Raw genomic sequence first — 21,292 nt, 5'->3', positions numbered from 1 at the left:
ATGTGAATGAACTTACTAGCAACGTTATTTGGCTTAGTACTTGTGCTTCTTAGCACACCTTCTTTTGCCAGTACCAATGAGCAAGATTACTTACTCGACACTGGTGACACAATTTCGGTTCAGGTTTACGGTGAGGAAGATCTTTCCATAAAGAACATTCTGATCACTTCAGACGGCTATTTTGATTACCCATACCTTGGACGCATCAAGGCCATCAACAAAACCCCTAAACAGCTTAAATACGAAATAGAAACGGGATTAAAAGGCGACTACCTGATCAACCCAAAGGTAATGGTAACCATCAATAGTTTTCGACTTTTCTACGTCAATGGCGAAGTGAGAAAACCTGGCGGATTTGAATATCAACCCGGTTTAACCATAGAGAAAGCTATCGCCCTTGCCGGTGGCCTAACCGATAGAGCCTCTCGCAAAAGCATTAACCTAACCCAACACAACACGGGGAAAACCGTGGAAAGCGTCAGCATGCAGCGCTCTGTAGAACCTGGCGACATTGTATTTATCGATCAGAGCTTCTTCTAATGACAGGCAATTCAATGAACGGAACTCATTCTACTCACCCTTCTTCGAATCACGTCGAGTTGATTCGTTTTGGGCATCACTTTAGAACACTCAAAAAAAACTGGTTGAGCATCCTCGCTTTCACCATCATTTTTTCTTTGACCTGTACTTGGTATATCTATTCTAAGAAGTCGGTCTACCAAGCCACGGCGATCCTTCTTATCCAAGAAGAGCAAAAAAGCGCCCTTTCGATAGAAGAAGTCTATGGTGTAGATACGACCAAAAAAGAGTACTTCCAAACTCAAATTGCGATCCTGAAATCAAACCATATCGCAGACAAAGTGATCACACAGCTGAACTTAACCAAGCATCCCGAGTTCACCAGTGCCAGCGGCTTAAAGCAGAAAATAGATGAAGTAAAAGCCATCCCATTTGTACAGGACTTACTTCATGTTGCACCGAACCCAAAGGAAACCTCGCAACACACTAAGCCTTATTATCAAGCACTCCAAACCTTCAAGAGAAAGCTTGAGATTGAGCCTGTGCGCAATACTCAGTTGGTGAGAATTCGTTTCCGCTCGACTGACCCTCAATTAGCGACAACCATCGCAAACGCCGTTGGTCAGGCTTATATCGACGCTAACTTCGAAGCAAAGCTCGTTGTGACACAAAATGCAGCGACTTGGTTAACCAATAACTCACAGAAGCTCGAGGAACGATTGAGAGCTTCTGAACAAGCTTTACAAGACTTCTTGATGCAGGAAGGACTCATCGATATTAATGGCATTGATGATATTTACGCCAATGAACTCGAAGAGCTCAACCGTAAATTGAACGCCGCAGTCAATAAACGTATCGAAGCCCAAACTCTGATTGAATTGCTAAAACGTAAGTCATCTCAAGACTTAGATAGCCTATTGTCGATCGACGAATTTGCCAACCAAGCACAGATCCGTGATTTAAAGCTTTCAGAAGCCCAAGCGGCCAAAAACGTCTCTGAACTCTCTCAACGATACGGTCCAAAACACGATCGTATGATCCAAGCGAAAGCACAGTTAGCTTCGATTCAAGCAAGAACGCAGCGACTGATTCGCGAAATTTCCTTTAGTAAACAACAAGACTTACTCGCTGCTAAGTCACAAGAAGATCTATTACGAGCAGAACTAGACAGTAAGAAGTCTGACTTCCAAATGTTGGGCTCACAAAAAGCACGTTACGAGCAACTCAAGCGCGAAGTGGAATCAAACAAAGACTTGTACGAAGCATTCTTAAACCGCGAAAAAGAGACGAACGCAACCAGCGATTACAAAAACGTTACGGCGCGATTTACCGATCCTGCAATCGTGCCGCTCTTCCCTATTGCGCCTCAACGCATGAAGTTAGTCCTGATTGCGACCCTCTTTGGCTTCGCTATCGCGTGCGCGCTTGTGATTATCCTGGAAACATTGCGAGAAGTGATTCGCACCTCATCGGATGTACAAGACAAACTTGGAGTCACTTGCCTTGGCACTATCCCAAAGGTGAAAAAACGCAGCTTAAGACAAGGCGGAGTTACCTATTCGGCATACTTAGATCAGGATGAAAAGCTCTTTAGTGAAGCTTGTCGCTCGGTTCGAACCTCACTATTGCTGAGATTGACCAACACGAAACAAAAAGTATTGCCCTTTACTTCGGCTATACCGGAAGAAGGCAAAACATCCACCAGCATCAATATGGCCGTCTCTTTCTCAACGATGGAGAAGGTTCTACTTATTGATTGCGACTTGCGCAGACCATCATTGGCTAAGCGATTCAATCTTCCTGAATCAAACCCGGGACTGACTAATATTCTCACCATGGATACGCCCTTAAGTGAGTGTATTGTTCGTAGTGACGAAGCGAACTTGGATGTGTTGCCAGCAGGCATTATTCCACCCAACCCGCAAGAGTTATTAGCTTCCGAGCGGTTCGAAAAGCTCCTTGAATACCTCAAGAGTAAATACGACCGCATCATCATCGACACCCCGCCACTGCTCTCGGTGAGCGACGCATTAATCCTTGGTCAAAAAGCCAACGGACTGATTACGGTCATTCGATCTGAATCCACCAAAGCATCACTGGTTAACGTGGCGTTATCCAAACAAATTCAACATTCAATACCATCACTTGGCGTTCTGATCACTCAAGCAAAATCTAAGGAAGGAGAAGCGCTTTATGTCCAAAAATACGCCTACTAATCAAAGTATGCAGTGGTATCAGCTTCTCAAAAGCCAAGCAGAACCTGTACTCATTTATCAAATGGGCAAAGTGGGCTCTAGCGCACTGGAGAAGTCGATCCCAAATTCGCTTCACCTGCACGATTTGATGTCAATTGAAGCTAGCAAACAGATTTCACCCGTTCGAGCTCAACTGCATAAACCCATCACTAACCATGTGAAACGTATTTTGAAACGAACCATCATGGTCAATATGCTTAAGCGTAAGCAACAAGTACGTATTATCTCCCTAGTTAGAGAACCGGTGGGCCGAAACATCTCCATGTTCTTTCAGTCACTGCCGTTTTGGATGGCGGATAAGTACCTGAAAGACGACAGTGCCGTGCGTTCCGAGCGTCCTCAATTGCTTCATGAAGCGTTTGAAGAGCACGTAAACCACCAATATCCGCTCCAGTGGTTTGATAATGAAATCAAAGCGCTGACAGGCATCGATGTTTTTGCTCAGCCTTTCAATCAAGAGCTTGGTTATCAAACCTATCAAAATCGTAACTTCTCACTCATGGTGATTCGTATCGATAAGCTCGATCAATCACAACAGGCTATTAGTGATTTCCTGCAACAAGACGTCACAGTCGTTCACGAAAACCAAGCCGACAACAAATGGTATTCGCCATTGATTAAAGAGTTTAAAAGCTCATACCAGCCAAAATCCGAGTTTGTTGAAGAAATGCTTTCGTCAACGCTGACTAGGCATTTCTTTACCGCGCCTGAAATTGAAAAGTTCAAACAAAAGTATCTAGCGGCCAAGTCATGAAAACTAAAATACTTCACATTATCAATGATCTATCTAAGAACGGCGGCGCTCAAAAGTTTCTCGTTGATTTGGTTATGGAGCACACATCTGAGTATGAGATTAAAGTTCTCGTGCTCTGTGATGACAACGATTATTTAGAGCAACTCACTTCCAAGAATATTGAATGCTTTAACTGGCAAACCCTCTCCCTCAAAGAGAAATGGACGCTGTTGCGCTGGCCAGATCTCGTGCATGGGCATTTATACCCATCAATCTACCTCGCGTTACTCGCTGTTGGTAAAAAGCGAATTCAGACCGAGCATTGCTCATATAATCGCCGTCGTGACTATCCATTGTTTAAGTTTATGGAATTCCTGCTGTATCGCGGCCATAACCTTACAGTGAGCATCAGTGAAAAAGTACAAGAAGAGCTGGTCAAGTTCATGCCGCATTTTGAACATAAATACCGTGTCGTGCATAACGGTGTCGATTTAGCTCGCTTTCCTCTTACAGTAAAATCAGGCAGTCAACTTATGGGCAAATCGACGATCAACATCGGAATGGTGGGTCGTCTGCATGAACACAAAGACCATGAAACGCTGATTCGCGCCACTGCCCAACTCCCCTCACACTATCATCTCCACTTAGCCGGAGATGGCGTTAAGCGAAGTGAACTCGAATCTCTAAGCCAAGAGCTCAATATTACTCAGCGTATTCACTTCCATGGTGTTGTCTCGGACATTCCCGCCTTCTTGTCTGATATGGACGTATACGTTCAGTCTTCACATGTGGAAGGCTTCGGTTTAGCAGCGGTTGAAGCCATGGCCGCCGGTTTACCTGTTCTCTCTTCTGATGTGCCTGGGCTAGATGAAGTCATGGGTAGCGATACTTACCTGTTTAAAGTCGGCCAACCAGACCAACTAGCCGAGAAACTCACGCAGCTATGTAACACCGCAGAGCTTTACCAACAAGCGAGCGAATATTCAGTGAATCGCGCCAAGCTCTACACTATCGACAAGTTCCGAGATGGATACTATGGCATTTACCAACAACTTTGCGCCAGCAAGTAACCGTATCGCTCTACTGGCGGCGATAACTCTGGCTCTTTTCTTTGTTCCAGTAAAAGTTAGAGCCGGTGGAGTCGCATTAGCACCGTCTGATATTGTGAGTTTGTTGTCATTAGGGTTAGCAGCGCTTGTGGTGATTGAAGGTAAGGCGCATAAGCTGTTTCACCCTTGTATCGGCTTCTTGCTGTTGTTTACCAGCTACGTATTTATCAATGGCCTGCTCAACCGTGTCCCCCTACTACCGTTGATTACCGAGACGGTACAGTGGATAGCGATCCTCAGTCTGTTAGGAGTGCTGTTCGCCTATGGAGTATTTGATGATGAACGGGTAATGGTATACCTCACTTATTGTCTTGTGCTGATTTGCTCTCTGGTGGCTGCATGGCACTTCGCGCAAGGTTACCACAGTGGTTTTAAGCTACTTGGCGTAAGTAAGTATGCTTTCGGCGTGCTCTGTTCCCTACTCTATTTATATCGTGACCGAATTAGAGCGTTCCCTTTCTTAATGCTGTTGGCTTTTGCTCTACTTCTACTCTCACAAGAGAGAAAAGCACTGCTCGGTTTCTGTTTATTAGTCTTTGTTGATCAATTGGTTATTAAAAGGCTGATACGCCAGACCATTAGTGAGACTTATACATGGACAGTGTTAATCGCGAGCGCCTTAATTGTCTTGGCAACCGTCTCTACCACGCTTTATTTTGGATTTGATCAGTTCGCAGACAAGCTTGAAATCACCCAAGAAGACATCCTGTTCGCGAATCAAAGTGAAGCTCGTTGGGTCTCCAATTTACACCGTAAATTGCTGCTAGCAAATGGCTTAGACATCTTACTTCAGCACCCTATTTTAGGCGTTGGGGCAAAGATGCTACCTAACTATATGATCAACTACTTCAATTACGATGAGCTCGCGATTTACACCCATAACTTCATTCTCGACACTTCAATCGAGTACGGCTTGCTTGGTATCGCTTTGTTGTTTGGTGGTTATTTCTTATTTATGAAGTTTTGCTTCAACACATTGAAAGACAATAGAAAAAGCCTATTACTTTCCATCTATGCACTGATTATGGTGTTTTTCGTTGCCGTCAACACCACCATCATTTTAATACTTTTACTACCCGTCATGATGAGCAAAAAACGGCATCATAGTCTTCATACAGAACAGCAAAAACAAACTGATCATCAACATCAATCTGAATTACCGATTCCGCCAATAACAAACAATCAATAAACGCCGCGGAACAACGAACTTATAGTTATCAAGGATAGGATAAATGAAATATTCAATCTCTCGACAATTTGAAAAAAACCGAGAACTTCAAGCCGACAATTTCGTATTGGTTTATCAAATGGGCAAAGTCGGTTCTTCGTCTATTGAGCACACGTTAGGTGAAAGAAAAATACCGAGTTACCACATCCATACCTTTGATGATCATGAAGAATTTCACATGTATCACAACAAAAAGGATGTAAGTAAGTTCTTTGATTTTAAAAATCGCACCATGTATCGCTTAGTCTTAAACAAACGTAAACGCATCTTGCAAAAACGCGAACACATTAAAATCGTTACACTCGTTCGTGATCCTATCGCGACCGTTTTCTCTAGATTTTTCCAAGACTTACATCTTCAGTTCATTGAAGGTAAGAAAAATGACGCGATTCATCGCGATATGGATGTGACCTACAAACACTTGGAGCATTGCTTCGATAACTACATCAACCTGAATTACTTCGCTAACTGGTTTGATAACGAACTTAAGCGCAACTTCAACATTGATGTGTTACGCCAAGAACTGGATAACACACAACCTTTCTATACGTTTAACAACGATCAAGCGAGCGTTATCTTGATCAAATGTGAGCAATTGAGCTCACTCGATCAAGAGATTGGTGAGTTTCTTCAACTTGATGACTTCATTCTTAAAAACAGTAATGAAGCAAAGAACAAGTGGTATTCCAACATCCACCAGTACTTCAAAGAACACTACGACTTTTCCAAGCTTTTTTACATGTATGACCTCCCTCTTTATCGCCATGTTTACTCAGAACAAGAGCGTGAAGCTTTCAAAAATAAGTGGAAGCAAACACCAGGGACAAAGTCAGCATGAAAAAAGTATTACACATTACCGAAGCCTTTGGTGGCGGGGTTCAAACGGCACTTTATAGCTACGTCCATTCGTCACGTTCTGAACCTTTCGAGCACTCATTGCTCGCCCGTGCACGCTCAAATGATATGACGAACGAATCCAGTAATCATGCCTTCCAACATACGAAATGGGTCGAAGGTGGCTTATTACAATTTATGAAAGATGCGAACGCCTTTATCAGTGAATTAAAGCCAGACATTGTTCATTTGCATTCGAGTAAAGCTGGCTTCTTAGGGCGCTTTTTAAAGCTCGGTGGAGCACGTTTAATCTACACACCACATTGCTATGCATTTGAGCGTGAAGATATCTCCGGTTTTGCTCGCCACGTATATAAGACGTTAGAAAAAATCCAAATGAACAAGATTGATGTTGTCGCAGGTTGCAGTCAGCGTGAGTGCGATTTGGCTGTCAGCATTGGTGCAAAACGAGCAGAGTTGCTCAATAACTACGTGACTTACGAGAGTAACGAACGACCAAAAAGCGAAACGCTATCCAGCTTAAAACTTGTAGTACTTGGCCGGGTCGCCCCACAAAAAGATCCGCAATTCCTGCTCGACACGTTAAGTCATATCAAACAATCCGACCTAACACGCGAGTTCGATATCACTTGGATTGGCGGAGGTGATACAGAACTCGAAGATCAGTTGCGTAGTCATGGGATAACAGTAACAGGGATGATTCCACGTAATGAAGTCGTGAGCTTACTGAAAAACTCAGATTTGTATTTGCATACCGCCGCTTGGGAAGGAATGCCACTCACCATCCTTGAAGCAGCAAAAATGCATTTACCTATGGTTATTCGTTCTATCGGCGCAACGAAAGACCTGAATTATCCGTTCTTAGCGCAAAGTCCTCATGACATGGCGAAGCAGTTGACTCATTGCATCAACCACTACCATGAAATTGACTTTCATCCGTACACGATTGGGCTCAACGAAGCGTTCAGTGAAGAGAAGCAACGTTTGGCGTTAAACAGCATCTATAACTAAGGTTTTCTATGCTTCAATCCATTAGTCAAAAGCTCCAAAACTTACCGAGTGAAAAGAAGCAGTTCTTCTCACTCGGTGCCGCGACCGGGATAGTAAAAGCCCTAGCCGCTTTCTTCGCATTCTTACTCACCCTAGTAGTATCAAGATACTCTGACGCCAACACTGCGGGTCAGTTTTTTTATCTGTTTAACCTTGTTTCCTTAGTCGCCATTATTGCTCAATTGGGCTTCAATATATCTCTGGTTAAGTTCAATGCCATTGCGTTTAAAAGCCAAAACAGGAGCGACCAAAGTAATAATTATCGAATTGCTTTAGTGCGCAGCCTTTTGTTTAGCTTTGTCGCATGTGCTCTTATCTACTTGGCGTTTTTCACCTTCCCAAGCCAACTCAACACCACTAACGTATCTGATTTCTCACTTATCTTCGCGCTTGCGGCTATTCCTCTCCTCGTGATCGGTCAAACCAACAGTCGAGTACTACAAGCAAGCAAGAGAATGATTTCATCTCTTATCGCACTGCAATTGGGCGTCAGCTTTCTTATGGTGCTGTTGATTGTTGCTGCAAGGCCATCATTGCAGATCACCACAGATACATTGATGACGTTACTCTTAGTTGCAGCAGCGATTGTTGCGTTACAGTCGACGCTTCAATGGGTTCGTTCTGGCGAATATCAACATGGAAAAACGAGTGCAAACAGTGAACTCTCCTATTCAGCCAAACAAGTCTGGATTGGCAGTATCTTCACCAATTTAGTCCAGTGGGGAAGCTTAGTCATTGCGGGTTTCTTCATCTCAACTGCTGAGCTTGGCTTACTTGCCGCTGCACAGAGAACATCATTGCTCATTGGCTTTGTCCTCATCACCATCAACTTCGTTGTCGCGCCTATGTTTGCCTCACTCTACAAAGAGGGCAAGATGGATCGATTACGTAATCTGAGCCGACTTGCGTGCCGTGCGAATATCGCAGCCTCAACCATTCCAGTAATTGTTTGCGTGTTGTTCCCCGAGTTTGTGATGCAGTTATTTGGCAAAGAGTTTGTTGCTGCTGCTCCACTCCTTATCGCACTGTCTTTAGGGCAATTAATCAACGTGGCAACAGGCTCGGTTGGTTTCCTATTACTCATGAGCGGGCACGAAAAAACGATGAAATACATCACTATCGTGTCTGGTGTTGTTTCTATCTTGCTGCTGATTGCTCTATCTCAATTCTATGGCGTGCTAGGCGCAGCTTGGGCCATTGCGATTGGCTTAGCGATTCAAAATCTAGCCGCGCTGTATTTTGTGAAACGTTATCTAGGCTTCTTTCCTGTGGGGTAAACATGACAAATACGATTGCGAGAGTGAGCTTTATTGGCGTATTGCTACTGACCGTGTCTCTATCACTTTGGAAGAGCTCAGACATCGACCATAACATGTATCAAAGCATGGAGAACTACGTCGGTGGTTCTAGCACGTTACACTTTACCTTTAGCCTATTGATTGGGTTTCTTGCGGTGTTTAATTTCCCTAAATGGGTGAAGGCAACAAAAGCAGATATGTTTGGTATTCGCCTGCTGATTATTCTGCTGTGTATTGTTTCTCTTGAAGAGTTTAGTCAGCTGTTTATCGAAACTCGCTCATTCAGTTTTGATGACTTAAGCACCAACTGGATAGGTATCATTTTGGGCTATTTCTGTGCCAAACTTATAAAACTCTTTACTAGTCAGTGATTTTTCCAGCATACACACCACTCTAAATCGACAAACTACACGCCTGTCCTCCACAGGCGTTATACTCTCTCTATCCTTTCTCCATTCTGTACAGCGCCTTGATTTTAAAAAGAACACTTTCTCGAATTGCATCCAAATCCGCTATTGCCTTAGTTGCTACGCTCTCGTGCCTAACACAAGTACAAGCACAGGAAAACAAACTCTCCGTCATTAACAGTTATATCGACGATCTCTTTACATATAACAAAGCCATGGGCAGCTTCACTATTTTGGATAAAGGTAACGTGGTGTTGGACAGACAAACTGGTTACTCAAACCGTAAAGTTGGTTTGTTAGCCAGCCGTGGTTATGTTCCTGCAGACAGCTCAAGCTCATACAAAGTGGCATCTATCTCCAAAACCATGACGGCTACCATGGTGATGCAGCTAATTGAAGCAAATAAGCTAAGTTTGAACACCAAACTGAACGACTTCTTTCCTGAGATTAGCAACGCTGAGAACATCAGCATCAGAGATTTGCTCCAACACCGCTCTGGGTTGGTGAACTTTATTGATGAACCCAACTTTCTGAGTTACTACACAAAACCTCAAACGCAAGCACAAATGATTGCGAGATTGGCAGCGCTGCCCTCTAACTTTCCGCCAGGTAGTCAATATGAATACTCAAACGCAAATTACCTTTTTCTAGGCTATATCATTGAAAAAGTGACGGGAAATAGCTTTGACGAGGTACTCCGCGCTCAAATCACGCAACCATTAAACTTAACGCACACTCAATATTGTCTTGATCTCAAGGCGTGCGATATTCACATTGCGTCGTTCTATTATTGGAACAACGCATGGGTGGCAATCACACCACACTGGTCGCCAACCGTAACAGGTGCAGCGGCGAGCATTACGTCAACAACACTCGATGTTTCTCGGTTTATTCGGGCACTGTTCCAAGGTGAGTTGCTTTCGAAAGAAACAGTGAAAATGATGACGAAGGAGTATTTTGGTATTTACAGCCCTGAATACTCGCAGCTGGAGCGCTATGGACACGATGGCATCTTGGAAGGTTATCGCTCGTCAATGCTGTACTTCCCCAAACAAGATGTTGCGATAGTCATCTCAATCAACGGACTTCATGAAACCTATGACGATATTGTGAGAAATATTGTCGGTTTGTACTTTGATGAGAAGGTTGAATTGCCAGATTATGACCGCCCAAACATGACAATGAATGAAGGGCAACTTAAGGCCTTCACGGGAACATATAAAGCCTTGGATGGCAAAAAGGTAGTAGAGGTGTTCATTGATGATGGAGCATTAAAAGCTCAGATGGTAGGTCAACCCTCATTTACTTTCATTCCAATGACGGAAAACGAGTTCGAGAACAAAGCTTTCGGCATCATTTTAACCTTCAGCCCTGTCAAAAATGAACAGGGAAAGACCAATAACGTTAAAGCGAAAAGTGGCAATCATACTGAGACCTACTACCGACTGCGCTCCTCGAAATAGCGACTCAGCGTAGGTTTCCTCGGTTAGCACTTTTTTGGATATTTTTCTTAAAGGCCGAGATATACTCTCGCCCTATTACATTAATATGAGCATCGGTTATGTCTTCACATCCAACTAAAATCACTTTCTTTGAGTTCCTAACTCCACTTATCACAGCGGGTAAAAAGACAATCACGATTCGTGATGAATCAGAAAGCCACTACGTGCCAAACACTGAAGTGGAAGTGTTCACCCTAGAAACAGACCGTAAGGTGTGTGACATCAAAATCCTATCAGTTGCACCACTGAAGTTTGATGACATCAACGAGTTCCACGCAGAACAAGAAGCGATTGAACTGCCAAAACTGAAAGAGCTTATTCGCGAGATCTACCCGAATATCGATGAACTGTATGTGATTGAATACGAACTGATCAAGTAAGAACCATAATTTACTAGACGACTGGTCTAATCGCTTTTATAGTATTGCTCATGAACGCAAAAACGAACGATACACGCCAACACATTCTCGATGTCGGCTACCAATTGGTAGTGACCAAAGGTTTTACGAGCGTTGGGCTCTCAGAACTTTTAAAGGCAGCGGATGTGCCGAAAGGCTCTTTCTACCATTACTTTAAGTCGAAAGAGCAATTTGGTGAGGCATTGATTGAAGATTACTTCTCTCGCTACCTTAAGATGATCACAGCCCACTTTACTGAAAGTGAAGGCTCTGGTTGCGACCGCCTTTTGAGCTATTTCGAACGCTGGATGGCGATTGAAAATGGCCAATGTAACGCCAACAAATGCTTGGTCGTGAAGTTGAGTGCTGAAGTCTCTGATCTTTCAGAAGCAATGCGCGTAAAACTGGCTTCGGGTGCCACTCAAGTGGTGAAAGCCATCGAAGATTGTGTCCAAGCGGGCATTGAAGACGGCTCAATCCAAGTTGAGTCAGCAGAACAAACCGCCCACTTGATTTACCATCAATGGATTGGCGCAAGCTTACTCAACAAACTGTATCAGGATCGTTCCGGTTTAATGCGTAGCTTTGAGAGCACTCAAAGTATGCTAAAAGGCAAATAACGAACCACACTTAATCCGCCTTATCTTTACCCAAAAAGTACGGCGGATTTTTTAGGAATCAAAACTAGACGACTGGTCTAATAATTAATATAGGAACTTACCATGACCCAAACGCTCAACCGTCAAATCGTATTGGCTAACCGTCCAAAAGGCTCGCCTGTCCCAGAGAACTTCCGTTTAGAACAAACTGCCATCCCTACGCCGAGTGAGGGTGAAGTGCTTTTACGTAGCGTGTATCTCTCTCTTGACCCATATATGCGCGGCCGTATGAATGAAGGCAAATCCTACGCTGATCCGGTAGAGCTAAACGATGTGATGGTTGGCGGAACCGTTTGTCAGGTGGTGGAATCGAAGAACTCTGACTTCCAAACTGGCGAATGGGTGGTAGCTTACACAGGCTGGCAAGATTACGCGCTATCTAAAGGCGAAGGTCTGTTTAAATTAGGCAGCGAGCCGACACATCCGTCTTATGCCCTCGGTGTGCTTGGTATGCCTGGCTTTACCGCTTATGTGGGTTTATTGGAAATTGGTCAGCCTAAAGCTGGTGATACCTTAGTTGTTGCAGCTGCAACTGGTGCGGTTGGTTCTATGGTTGGTCAAATCGGTAAGCTAAAAGGTTGTCGTGTAATCGGTGTCGCAGGCGGCGCAGAGAAGTGTCAGTACGCAAAAGAGACCCTAGGCTTTGATGAATGTCTTGATCACACCGCAGATGACTTTGCAGAGCAGCTAGCTGCAACATGCGATAAAGGTATCGATGTCTACTTTGAAAACGTAGGCGGTAAAGTCTTTGATGCGGTATTACCTCTGCTAAATGTCGGCGCTCGCGTGCCACTTTGTGGTTTGATTTCTCAATACAACGCGACAGCATTACCAGAAGGTCCAGATCGTATGTCGATGCTGATGGGTAACATTCTGGTTAAACGCATCAAGATGCAAGGCTTCATCATTTTTGACCACTATGAGCAAAGCTACACAAACTTCGTCAAAGATGTAAACCAATGGCTAGCAGAAGGCAAAATCCACTATCGCGAACATCTAGTAGAAGGTTTAGAAAACGCGCCAGAGGCATTCATCGGTCTACTGGAAGGCAAAAACTTCGGCAAGCTTGTTATTCAAACCAATCAACCTGTATAAGAAAGGATTCTTCTATGATTAAACTGCATCATTTAAACCAATCTCGCTCAAAACGTATCATTTGGTTGTTAGAAGAATTGGGGGTGGATTATGAGATCGTGCCTTACCTTCGTGACAGCGTCACCTTCCTTGCACCACCTGAGCTCAAGAGCATTCACCCACTCGGCAAGTCACCTGTATTGGAAGATGGCGACGAGATCGTTACAGAGTCTGGTGCTATCACTGAATACTTAATTGAAAAGTATGCAGATGGACGTTTTGCACCAGAGCGTGGCAGCAAAGCTTACACGCAGTACATTCAATGGCTGCATTTTGCAGAGAGCTCAGCCATGGTTCCCCTGCTGCTCAAGATGTTTGTTGCTAAAGATGGCGCACAGACCAATTTCCTTGCGGATTATGCCGATGCGGAAACCATGAAAGTCATGGGCTACGTTGATCAAAGCTTAGAAGGGAAAACCTACTTTGTAGAAGAGCGACTAACAGGCGCGGATTTCATGATGTCTTTTGTCGTCGATGTCCTAAACAAGTTTGGCGTCATTGAGCGCTTCCCAAACATCCAACGTTATGGTGCGCAGCTCGCGACTCATCCTGCGTTTACTAAAGCAGAAGAACTTGAAGTGAAATTCGGTTAATCGAGTTGAGACCTTCTCAAACCGTTGAAAATTTCTGTCTATTTCGGGAATCTTTGAAATAGGCAGAAACCATTCACACTAAACATGCCTGAATACCATTTATAATCCACACGACAAATAATGTTAATTGACATAAAGCCATTAATTAACAACCACTTAAAGCATAGGTGATACCTATCACACTGATTGTTAATAACAGTTTTTTTCTTCTCAATTGCAGCGTTATTCTCCTCGCATAACTTTCGGATTCATCCAAAAGACAAGATTTATTATCACTATTGCAAGGAAATTCAAATGAGCAAGAAATTGACTACAGCAGCAGGTTGCCCTGTCGCACATAACCAAAACGTTATGACTGCAGGTCCTCGTGGCCCTCAACTATTACAAGACGTTTGGTTCCTTGAAAAATTGGCACACTTTGACCGCGAAGTGATCCCTGAGCGTCGTATGCACGCAAAAGGTTCTGGTGCTTACGGTACGTTCACAGTAACGCACGACATCACAAAATACACTCGCGCTAAGATCTTCTCTGACATCGGCAAAAAAACAGAACTATTCGCTCGCTTCACTACTGTAGCTGGTGAGCGCGGTGCAGCAGACGCAGAACGCGACATCCGTGGTTTCGCACTAAAATTCTACACTGAAGAGGGTAACTGGGACTTGGTTGGTAACAACACACCAGTATTCTTCCTACGTGACCCACTAAAATTCCCAGACCTAAACCACGCAGTAAAACGCGACCCTCGCACTAACATGCGTAGCTCTACCAACAACTGGGATTTCTGGACATCACTACCAGAAGCATTCCACCAAGTGACTATCGTAATGAGTGACCGTGGTATCCCAGCTTCTTACCGTCATATGCATGGTTTTGGTAGCCACACATTCAGCTTCATCAACGCAGAAAACGAGCGATACTGGGTGAAATTCCACTTCAAAACTCAGCAAGGCATCAAAAACCTAACTGACCAAGAAGCAGAAGCAATCGTAGGTAAAGACCGCGAAAGCCATCACCGTGACCTTTACGAAGCGATTGAGCGTCAAGACTTCCCTAAATGGAAGATGTACGTACAGATCATGCCTGAGCTAGAAGCGGATGAAGTCAACTTCAACCCATTCGACCTAACACGTGTATGGTCTCAAAAAGACTACCCACTGATCCCAGTTGGTGAGTTCGAACTGAACCGTAACCCAGAAAACTTCTACGCAGAAGTTGAGCAATCAGCGTTCAACCCAGCAGCAGTCGTACCTGGCATCGGCTTCTCTCCAGATAAGATGCTACAAGGTCGTCTGTTCGCTTACGGCGATGCTCAGCGTTACCGTCTAGGTGTAAACCACCATCAAATCCCTGTGAACGCACCTCGTTGCCCTGTTCACAGCTACCACCGCGATGGCGCAATGCGCGTTGATGGCAACTTTGGTTCAACACTAGGTTACGAGCCAAACTACAAACAAGAATGGGCAGAGCAGCCAGATTACTCTGAGCCACCTCTACGCATCAACGGCAACGCTGATCACTACGACCATCGTGTAGACGAAGACTACTTCAGCCAAGCGGGTGACCTATTCCGTCTGATGAGCGAAGAGCAACGTCAAACTCTGTTCGACAACACAGCTCGCGCAATGGACGGTGTGCCAGAGTTCATCCAACAACGCCACGTTCAACACGCATACCAAGCGGACGAAGCGTACGGCAAAGGTCTTGAGATTGCACTAGGCTTAAACAAGTAAGCGAACGCGGTAATCATCACACTGTGTGATTAAAAGACATAAAAAAGGAGGTGCCCAACAGCACCTCCTGATTTCAAATCACTAATCCTTAATCACTAGTCACAAACCATGCTCAAGGAGATTCATTATGATTAACTTAGATTTCTTTAAGCTCTTTGATACCAAAGAACTGTTTATCTATTACTGATTCATCAACTACTGATTTTTAGCTACCGCTTTGATCAGTACTGATGTATCCATGCGACCTAAACCATCTCGTTGAAGGTCTGCGTATTGCTCATCCACTTTCCTAGTCAGTGGAAGTTCTAGACCCACTCGCTCTGCTTCTTGCAGACAGAAACCCAAGTCTTTGCGCATCCAATCAATAGCGAAGCCAAAATCGAACTTATCTTCCGCCATGGTATTTGCGCGGTTTTCCATCTGCCACGAACCTGCAGCGCCATGCTTCAGCGTTTCTACAACTTGAGCGATGTCCAAGCCTGACTTTTGTGCCAGCAGCAAAGCTTCACTCAGACCTTGTAAAACGCCACCAATACAGATTTGATTTACCATCTTACAGCGTTGACCCTGACCGTTTTCACCCAGTAGTGTCATCTGCTTCGCGTACACATCCATCGCTGGAGAGACACGATCAAAAATGCTTTGTTCACCACCACACATGATGGTTAGAACACCGTTTTCTGCGCCCGCTTGACCACCAGAAACTGGCGCGTCAATGAAGTGATTACCGTACTTAACACACGCTTCAGCCAGCTCAACCGCTAGGTCTGCAGAAGTCGTTGTGTGGTCCACTAACACTGCATCCGCTTTCAAGCCAACCAGAATGCCTTCTTCACCGTAAACAACGCTACGAACGTCATCATCATTACCCACACAGGTAAAAACAATGTCACAGCCTTCTGCCGCTTCACGTGGTGTTTCACAAGCCAAGCCTTGGTATTCTTCAGCCCATTTGTCGGCTTTCGCTTTTGTGCGGTTGTATACTTTGGTTTCAAAGCCCGCTTTACTTAGGTAACCAGCCATTGGGTATCCCATCACACCCAGACCAATAAATGCTACTCTTAGTTTTTCCATTGCAAGCCTCCTTGAATTCGAAATAAGTGACGTTTTGAAACTATTACTATTTGAAACAGTTAATATTTGAAACATGTTACTAAAGATTTCAGAACATTACTTGCAATAATTTCGTCTTAAATAAGCGCAACAAACTCAATCAAAGGTGAAGCCACCAAAAGTGATAATAAAAGCGTCACAATAGACGGAATCGCATCTTTCCAAGTATCAAAACGAAAATGGAAAAACATCGCACCAACTGAGGTGAAAACAATAAAACTTGCACCTATCGCACTTAACAAGTTGTTCGTCGATAACAAGCCAATTAACATCAAAATTGCACCCGTTACCTCGACCAGTCCAACTAGAAACATAGCGGCACGGTTCAGTCCATATCTATGAAAGAAAGCGAGCTGTGGCTCAAAAATCGGCTTCACCCAACCGATGATTTTGATAGAACTGGCAAACAAGAAAAACGCGATTAACAACCCTTGAATAAACACCATAATTTTAACTCCCGAACAGATGATGGAACTATTAAAGCATTCCACTTAAAACTTAAGGAGAGTAGTATTTAGCTACTTATCATTCCAAGTAGGAATGCGTCATGGATAAATTTGATTGTTTGAAAGTCTTTTCTCGTGTCGCTCAGTTAGGTTCATTTACCTTGGCCTCCAATGAGCTCAATACCACTCAGAGCGCAGTGAGTAAGAAGATCGCGTGGCTTGAGAGAGAAATTGGTATCACCTTGTTTCACCGTCATGCTCGCGCTATCAGCTTAACTTCTGGTGGAAAACAATATCTCGAGCTGGCGCAGACACTCACAGAACAAATGGATTCCTTCGAGTCGCAGCTTAGACAAGAACAAGCGTCGGTCTCTGGCGAGCTCAAGCTTTCAGTGCCGAGTGCGTTTAGCGTTCGCTTGTTATCTGCGCCACTGAATGAGTTTCTCAACCAACATCCAGAGCTTAGCGTTGATGTGTCGGTTTCGGACAAGTTTGTCGATTTAGTTGAAGGCAATGTTGATATCGCGATTCGTGCCGCCTACCTAAAAGACTCGGGTTTAAAAGCGCGTTGGTTAATGGATAACGAATTAGTTTACTTCGCGTCTCCCAGTTACGTAGACAAGCACAAACCTATTCATACCGCTAACGATTTGAGCAAACATCTTTGTTTAACCTACTCACTCTCTAATCCATCTAACTTGTGGCGTTTTAGCGATGGAAATGAAACCATTAAAGTCAAAGTGAAAGAGCAGGTTCGAAGTGATAGTCCTGAAATGTTGGTGCAAATGGCGAAGCTTGGGCAAGGCATCGCTGCAATGCCAAAATGGATGGTAGAACAAGAGCTTAACAACGGTGAGTTAATTCAAGTACTAACGCAATATCAATCAGTTAAGCTACCAATGTACATGGTTTACAAAGATAGTGAGTACCAACCTCAGCGCATTCGCACTTTCATTGATTTCTTGGTTAAGCACTTTTCTAAGGGATAAAAAAAGCTCCATCAAAAATGATGGAGCTAACTAGCAGATAGCCTTAGTTAGGGGGCTACATACTTAAGGGATTCTTTTCGCCTGCAACAGTGCTGCGGCATTGAGCATCGCGTCTTTAGTGCTGACATCCAATACCTTCATTTTTCTGAAGCGCTCCGGCTCTTTGATGGCCACATCGTGAGCGAAGATAACAAACCTCGCGTTGGCGATGTCTTTGTCAGTGATTCGGTTAATGATGCCGTTCGCACCTTGCGTTTCGACCTTGATCTTAATGCCTAACGCGCAGGCGGCTTTCTCTAATGACTTTGCCGCTAAGAAGGTATGTGCCACCCCAGATGGACAAGATGTCACGGCAAGAATGTCTGCTTCGCCCTCGCCTTGCACAGACGTGTAAGCTTGAGATTGACCAACCGGACTGTCGTCTTCTGTGACGGTCTTCTTAAGCGCAATGACAATCAATGCTGTGGTAAACGAGCCTGCGATTGTGCCAACAATGTAGCCAATCTTGCCATCAACGACTGGCAGTACAATCCAGCCGCCCCACGGAGCATGGTTAATGACATGGAACATAAATCCAATCACGTTACCGACAATGCCACCAGCAACAATCGCAGGCAGTACGCGAGCTGGGTCTCCTGCAGCAAACGGAATCGCCCCTTCACTGATGCCAATCATGCCCATGATGCCCGCGGCTTTACCGGCCTCACGCTCATCACGTTTAAACTTACTTGGAGATAGGAAAGTCGCTAACGCCATACCCAAAGGCGGAGTACAGATCGCAATACCGACACCACCCATTAGCCACGGCTGAGTATTCACTTGAGTCTGAGCAAACAAAGTCGCCACTTTGTTGATAGGACCGCCCATATCAAATGCGGTCATTGCACCCAGTACAGTGCCCAACATCACTTTGCCTGAGCCCGCCATACCCGTGAGCACATCGTTCATGGTCGTCATTGCGCTCGCGATCGGTGAACCAATCACCCACATCACTGCGCCACAGGTGACAAACGTACCAACCAGTGGGTAGATAAAGATCGAGCCGAGCGAACTCATGCTGTCCGGCAGTTGAATCTTCTTCAGTAGCCAAACCACAAAGCCTGCGAAAAATCCGACCACAATCGCGCCCAAGAAGCCGGTGTTGTAGTGACTAACCGCAATCCATGAGCCAATCATACCCGGAGCCAGACCCGGTTTATCCGCAATCGAATAGGCAATGTAACCACCCAATACCGCGGTAAACAGCGTCAAACCTGCGATACCCATCTCAGCGATATCTGCCAGAATACCTTCTTCCGGAACGCCGCCATGGCCCGAAATCATCACAGATAGAGACAACAACACGCCGCCCGCGACAATAAACGGAATCATATGAGAGGTGCCAAACAGCAAGTGTTCTTTCATTCTGCCGAGCTTTTGTGCCCAAGGGCTGAGTGGCTCAGACGCAAACTCTAAAGGATCGATACCAGGGTCATTCGTGTTCGATTGAATATCGGTAAGTAGCTCGCGCGCTTCCTCCACTGACTCCGCCGCTTTTAACTTATTGACGAAACCATCTTCAATGATTTTGGTGGAAATTTGTGCCAAGACTTCGATGTGGTGATGGTCATCCCCATCCGGAGAAGCCAACATAAAAAATACGTCAGACAGTTCGCCATCATCGGCACCGTAATCAATCCCTTTTCGGCTGATGCCCACTGCGACTGCGGGTTTAGCGACTGCATTACTTTTGGCGTGAGGAATGGCAATACCCTCGTCAAAGCCGGTATTGCCAATCTCTTCTCGTTTCCAAATGTCCGCCAAGAACTGACTTTTGCTAGTGAGCTTGCCCGCCGCATCCAACAATTCGACGAGCTCTTTGAGCGCTTCATCTTTGGTTTGAGCCTGCAAATCCAAGCAAATGGTTTCCGGCTCAATAAGGTTTAATATGTCCATTGTTTGTACCTTGCAATGTTCACGCTCGTGAGTCATGAGTTATTTGTTCCATCTATGACTGTGTACAGAGTAACCAACACTTTCTGTTTTCAATACAGGATAAAAAGTGCATTAACTGGATTAATGTAACATGAGATTTAAACTGTGATAGAGCTCTTGCGATTATCTGCTTTAAATCCATCCTTTCGTCGACCACTATGCTAAAATCCACAAAAAATAAAATGGATAGAACATGAAAATCGTAGCGGTGACAGCGTGCCCTACAGGCATCGCTCATACTTATATGGCGGCAGATGCTCTAATGAAAGCTGCGCCTAAGCATAACGTACAAATTAAGGTCGAGACGCAAGGTGCGATGGGTATTGAGAATCAGCTCACTCCCCACGACATTGCACAGGCGGATCGTGTTTTAATTGTGTCCGATATTGAGATTGAACAGCCAGCCCGCTTTGAAGGCACCAACAAAGTCCAAATCCCAATTGAAGATGTGTTACTCAATGTCGATAAAGTGTTCCTCGTGCACTGTCGATGATACGCTGTGCTGATGAACGAATACCAAATCACCTTTTTTGTCGACGATATTAATGCCAGTGCTCACGTAGCGCAGCCGCTCAATCGCGTCGCCAAAAAGTTTAAAAGCACCATACACATCATTAACATAACCCAAAACCGCATCGCTGAACTCACCAAGTCAGTCGCGGTTTTACAGGTCGGCTTGCAGCAAGGCGACCTGTGTCAAATCACTGCCATCGGTATTGATGCCGAGCTTGCCTGTTTCGTTATCAAAGACATCATTGCTGAGAACTTTACCGTTGTGGGTTCCCACATTAATTACGAGTTCTCAAGCCAACTTGCAGAGCGTCTTCCCCAGATTTGCCCACCGTGTGAAATCCAATGGCATTACGCCAAAGCGCACACCGAGCTCACCAAATTTGAGTGCTTGAAAGGGCTAGCGCAGCTTATTCATCCGATTCACCCAGACGAACTCATTCTCGCCTTTATCAAACGCGAAGAACGCTCTTCGACCGCAGTAACACCAGGCATTGCCCTGCCCCATGTCATGTTCGAAGGTGTGGACCACATTTCTGTAGCGGTTATCGCGAACGAGATTCCGATGGATTGGGCATCTAAAATGGGTGAAGTGCATCTTGCTATAGCATTAGTAATGCCAGCAAAACCCACACGCGAGCACATCATTGCGGCAACCAACTTAACTCGTAATCTGCTGACCGACCAAATGGCTGAACGTTTACTGCTAACAAAAAGCAGCGTCGACTTGCAGGCGCTTCTGATGTACGCCATGTCGAGGCTGCTCGCTTAGTCTTTACTGTTTTGATT

21 protein-coding genes are annotated in these 21,292 nt (G+C 44.8%); 18 read left to right on the top strand and 3 right to left on the bottom strand.

Annotated features, from left to right (window positions below; translation table 11 throughout):
• The first annotated feature begins 6 nt into the window (after positions 1-6).
• The 15 genes from A9237_RS18510 to katE2 all read left to right on the top strand — a co-directional run bounded on the left by A9237_RS18510 (position 7) and on the right by katE2 (position 15,471).
• Positions 7-540: a polysaccharide biosynthesis/export family protein gene (locus tag A9237_RS18510; RefSeq protein WP_038893491.1), complete on the top strand. Its 534-nt coding sequence runs from the start codon at positions 7-9 to the stop codon at positions 538-540.
• A complete protein-coding gene (locus A9237_RS18505; protein ID WP_078609013.1) occupies positions 540-2,735 on the top strand; it encodes a GumC family protein in 2,196 nt (731 codons plus the stop codon). Before A9237_RS18510 ends, A9237_RS18505 begins: the two co-directional genes overlap by 1 nt.
• Positions 2,713-3,528 carry a putative capsular polysaccharide synthesis family protein gene (locus A9237_RS18500; protein WP_078609011.1) on the top strand — a complete coding sequence of 272 codons (816 nt, stop codon included), beginning with the start codon at positions 2,713-2,715 and terminating at the stop codon, positions 3,526-3,528. The genes A9237_RS18505 and A9237_RS18500 overlap by 23 nt, the downstream gene beginning before the upstream one ends.
• On the top strand, positions 3,525-4,577 hold the full coding sequence (locus A9237_RS18495; RefSeq protein WP_078609010.1) for a glycosyltransferase: 1,053 nt from the start codon (positions 3,525-3,527) through the stop codon (positions 4,575-4,577). Before A9237_RS18500 ends, A9237_RS18495 begins: the two co-directional genes overlap by 4 nt.
• Positions 4,543-5,805, top strand: coding sequence for an O-antigen ligase family protein (locus A9237_RS18490; protein WP_078609009.1), 1,263 nt, complete (start codon positions 4,543-4,545; stop codon positions 5,803-5,805). The genes A9237_RS18495 and A9237_RS18490 overlap by 35 nt, the downstream gene beginning before the upstream one ends.
• A 43-nt stretch (positions 5,806-5,848) precedes the next feature.
• Complete coding sequence (locus A9237_RS18485) at positions 5,849-6,682, top strand: putative capsular polysaccharide synthesis family protein (RefSeq protein WP_005441181.1); 834 nt, start codon at positions 5,849-5,851, stop codon at positions 6,680-6,682.
• Positions 6,679-7,710 carry a glycosyltransferase gene (locus tag A9237_RS18480; protein WP_078609008.1) on the top strand — a complete coding sequence of 344 codons (1,032 nt, stop codon included), beginning with the start codon at positions 6,679-6,681 and terminating at the stop codon, positions 7,708-7,710. The genes A9237_RS18485 and A9237_RS18480 overlap by 4 nt, the downstream gene beginning before the upstream one ends.
• 8 nt (positions 7,711-7,718) lie before the next feature.
• Positions 7,719-9,026: an oligosaccharide flippase family protein gene (locus A9237_RS18475; RefSeq protein WP_078609006.1), complete on the top strand. Its 1,308-nt coding sequence runs from the start codon at positions 7,719-7,721 to the stop codon at positions 9,024-9,026.
• Between the two features lie 2 nt (positions 9,027-9,028).
• Positions 9,029-9,418, top strand: a complete 390-nt coding sequence (locus tag A9237_RS18470; RefSeq protein ID WP_078609004.1) for a VanZ family protein — start codon at positions 9,029-9,031, stop codon at positions 9,416-9,418.
• Between the two features lie 98 nt (positions 9,419-9,516).
• Complete coding sequence (locus tag A9237_RS18465) at positions 9,517-10,917, top strand: serine hydrolase domain-containing protein (RefSeq protein ID WP_078609002.1); 1,401 nt, start codon at positions 9,517-9,519, stop codon at positions 10,915-10,917.
• 98 nt (positions 10,918-11,015) lie between these two features.
• On the top strand, positions 11,016-11,336 hold the full coding sequence (yqfB, locus tag A9237_RS18460; protein WP_005432046.1) for a N(4)-acetylcytidine aminohydrolase: 321 nt from the start codon (positions 11,016-11,018) through the stop codon (positions 11,334-11,336).
• A gap of 50 nt (positions 11,337-11,386) precedes the next feature.
• Positions 11,387-11,974: a TetR/AcrR family transcriptional regulator gene (locus A9237_RS18455; protein WP_045417243.1), complete on the top strand. Its 588-nt coding sequence runs from the start codon at positions 11,387-11,389 to the stop codon at positions 11,972-11,974.
• A 102-nt stretch (positions 11,975-12,076) separates the two neighbouring features.
• Positions 12,077-13,108 carry an NADP-dependent oxidoreductase gene (locus A9237_RS18450; RefSeq protein ID WP_078609000.1) on the top strand — a complete coding sequence of 344 codons (1,032 nt, stop codon included), beginning with the start codon at positions 12,077-12,079 and terminating at the stop codon, positions 13,106-13,108.
• 14 nt (positions 13,109-13,122) lie between these two features.
• Complete coding sequence (locus tag A9237_RS18445; protein WP_020194040.1) at positions 13,123-13,740, top strand: glutathione S-transferase family protein; 618 nt, start codon at positions 13,123-13,125, stop codon at positions 13,738-13,740.
• A gap of 294 nt (positions 13,741-14,034) precedes the next feature.
• Positions 14,035-15,471: a catalase KatE2 gene (gene katE2, locus A9237_RS18440; RefSeq protein ID WP_009704876.1), complete on the top strand. Its 1,437-nt coding sequence runs from the start codon at positions 14,035-14,037 to the stop codon at positions 15,469-15,471.
• Positions 15,472-15,666: 195 nt separating this feature from the next.
• On the opposite strand, the gene A9237_RS18435 is transcribed toward katE2, so the two are convergent.
• Positions 15,667-16,545: an NAD(P)-dependent oxidoreductase gene (locus tag A9237_RS18435; protein ID WP_078608998.1), complete on the bottom strand. Its 879-nt coding sequence runs from the start codon at positions 16,543-16,545 to the stop codon at positions 15,667-15,669.
• A 116-nt stretch (positions 16,546-16,661) separates the two neighbouring features.
• On the bottom strand, positions 16,662-17,030 hold the full coding sequence (locus A9237_RS18430) for a DoxX family protein (protein WP_078608996.1): 369 nt from the start codon (positions 17,028-17,030) through the stop codon (positions 16,662-16,664).
• A 101-nt stretch (positions 17,031-17,131) separates the two neighbouring features.
• Between A9237_RS18430 and A9237_RS18425 the strand changes: the two genes are divergently transcribed.
• Entirely contained in the window at positions 17,132-18,019 is an 888-nt protein-coding gene (locus A9237_RS18425) for a LysR family transcriptional regulator (protein ID WP_078608994.1), read from the top strand.
• A gap of 63 nt (positions 18,020-18,082) precedes the next feature.
• Here A9237_RS18425 and A9237_RS18420 read toward each other — a convergent pair whose 3' ends face one another.
• Positions 18,083-19,954: a fructose-specific PTS transporter subunit EIIC gene (locus A9237_RS18420; protein WP_078608992.1), complete on the bottom strand. Its 1,872-nt coding sequence runs from the start codon at positions 19,952-19,954 to the stop codon at positions 18,083-18,085.
• A gap of 232 nt (positions 19,955-20,186) precedes the next feature.
• On the opposite strand from A9237_RS18420, the gene A9237_RS18415 reads away from it, so the two are divergent.
• Positions 20,187-20,486 carry a PTS fructose transporter subunit IIB gene (locus A9237_RS18415; RefSeq protein WP_005441202.1) on the top strand — a complete coding sequence of 100 codons (300 nt, stop codon included), beginning with the start codon at positions 20,187-20,189 and terminating at the stop codon, positions 20,484-20,486.
• Between the two features lie 12 nt (positions 20,487-20,498).
• Positions 20,499-21,275 (top strand): PTS sugar transporter subunit IIA, encoded by a 777-nt coding sequence (locus tag A9237_RS18410; protein ID WP_005432062.1) that lies wholly within the window; start codon positions 20,499-20,501, stop codon positions 21,273-21,275.
• The last annotated feature ends 17 nt before the right edge of the window (positions 21,276-21,292 follow it).

This window comes from Vibrio owensii (assembly GCF_002021755.1).
GTDB lineage: Bacteria > Pseudomonadota > Gammaproteobacteria > Enterobacterales > Vibrionaceae > Vibrio > Vibrio owensii.
Note: the sequence above shows the minus strand (reverse complement) of the source record. Positions and strands in the feature narration are given on the sequence as shown.

What these genes read in the sequence shown, in the direction of transcription:
- A9237_RS18505 (WP_078609013.1), top strand. Translation starts at nt 540, where the DNA reads ATGACAGGCAATTCAATGAACGGAACTCATTCTACTCACCCTTCTTCG.
- A9237_RS18495 (WP_078609010.1), top strand. Translation starts at nt 3,525, where the DNA reads ATGAAAACTAAAATACTTCACATTATCAATGATCTATCTAAGAACGGC.
- A9237_RS18450 (WP_078609000.1), top strand. Translation starts at nt 12,077, where the DNA reads ATGACCCAAACGCTCAACCGTCAAATCGTATTGGCTAACCGTCCAAAA.
- A9237_RS18475 (WP_078609006.1), top strand. Translation starts at nt 7,719, where the DNA reads ATGCTTCAATCCATTAGTCAAAAGCTCCAAAACTTACCGAGTGAAAAG.
- A9237_RS18480 (WP_078609008.1), top strand. Translation starts at nt 6,679, where the DNA reads ATGAAAAAAGTATTACACATTACCGAAGCCTTTGGTGGCGGGGTTCAA.
- katE2 (WP_009704876.1), top strand. Translation starts at nt 14,035, where the DNA reads ATGAGCAAGAAATTGACTACAGCAGCAGGTTGCCCTGTCGCACATAAC.
- A9237_RS18425 (WP_078608994.1), top strand. Translation starts at nt 17,132, where the DNA reads ATGGATAAATTTGATTGTTTGAAAGTCTTTTCTCGTGTCGCTCAGTTA.
- A9237_RS18485 (WP_005441181.1), top strand. Translation starts at nt 5,849, where the DNA reads ATGAAATATTCAATCTCTCGACAATTTGAAAAAAACCGAGAACTTCAA.
- A9237_RS18420 (WP_078608992.1), bottom strand. Translation starts at nt 19,954, where the DNA reads ATGGACATATTAAACCTTATTGAGCCGGAAACCATTTGCTTGGATTTG.
- A9237_RS18415 (WP_005441202.1), top strand. Translation starts at nt 20,187, where the DNA reads ATGAAAATCGTAGCGGTGACAGCGTGCCCTACAGGCATCGCTCATACT.
- A9237_RS18435 (WP_078608998.1), bottom strand. Translation starts at nt 16,545, where the DNA reads ATGGAAAAACTAAGAGTAGCATTTATTGGTCTGGGTGTGATGGGATAC.
- A9237_RS18490 (WP_078609009.1), top strand. Translation starts at nt 4,543, where the DNA reads ATGGCATTTACCAACAACTTTGCGCCAGCAAGTAACCGTATCGCTCTA.
- A9237_RS18500 (WP_078609011.1), top strand. Translation starts at nt 2,713, where the DNA reads ATGTCCAAAAATACGCCTACTAATCAAAGTATGCAGTGGTATCAGCTT.
- A9237_RS18430 (WP_078608996.1), bottom strand. Translation starts at nt 17,030, where the DNA reads ATGGTGTTTATTCAAGGGTTGTTAATCGCGTTTTTCTTGTTTGCCAGT.
- A9237_RS18445 (WP_020194040.1), top strand. Translation starts at nt 13,123, where the DNA reads ATGATTAAACTGCATCATTTAAACCAATCTCGCTCAAAACGTATCATT.
- A9237_RS18410 (WP_005432062.1), top strand. Translation starts at nt 20,499, where the DNA reads ATGAACGAATACCAAATCACCTTTTTTGTCGACGATATTAATGCCAGT.
- A9237_RS18455 (WP_045417243.1), top strand. Translation starts at nt 11,387, where the DNA reads ATGAACGCAAAAACGAACGATACACGCCAACACATTCTCGATGTCGGC.
- yqfB (WP_005432046.1), top strand. Translation starts at nt 11,016, where the DNA reads ATGTCTTCACATCCAACTAAAATCACTTTCTTTGAGTTCCTAACTCCA.
- A9237_RS18470 (WP_078609004.1), top strand. Translation starts at nt 9,029, where the DNA reads ATGACAAATACGATTGCGAGAGTGAGCTTTATTGGCGTATTGCTACTG.
- A9237_RS18510 (WP_038893491.1), top strand. Translation starts at nt 7, where the DNA reads ATGAACTTACTAGCAACGTTATTTGGCTTAGTACTTGTGCTTCTTAGC.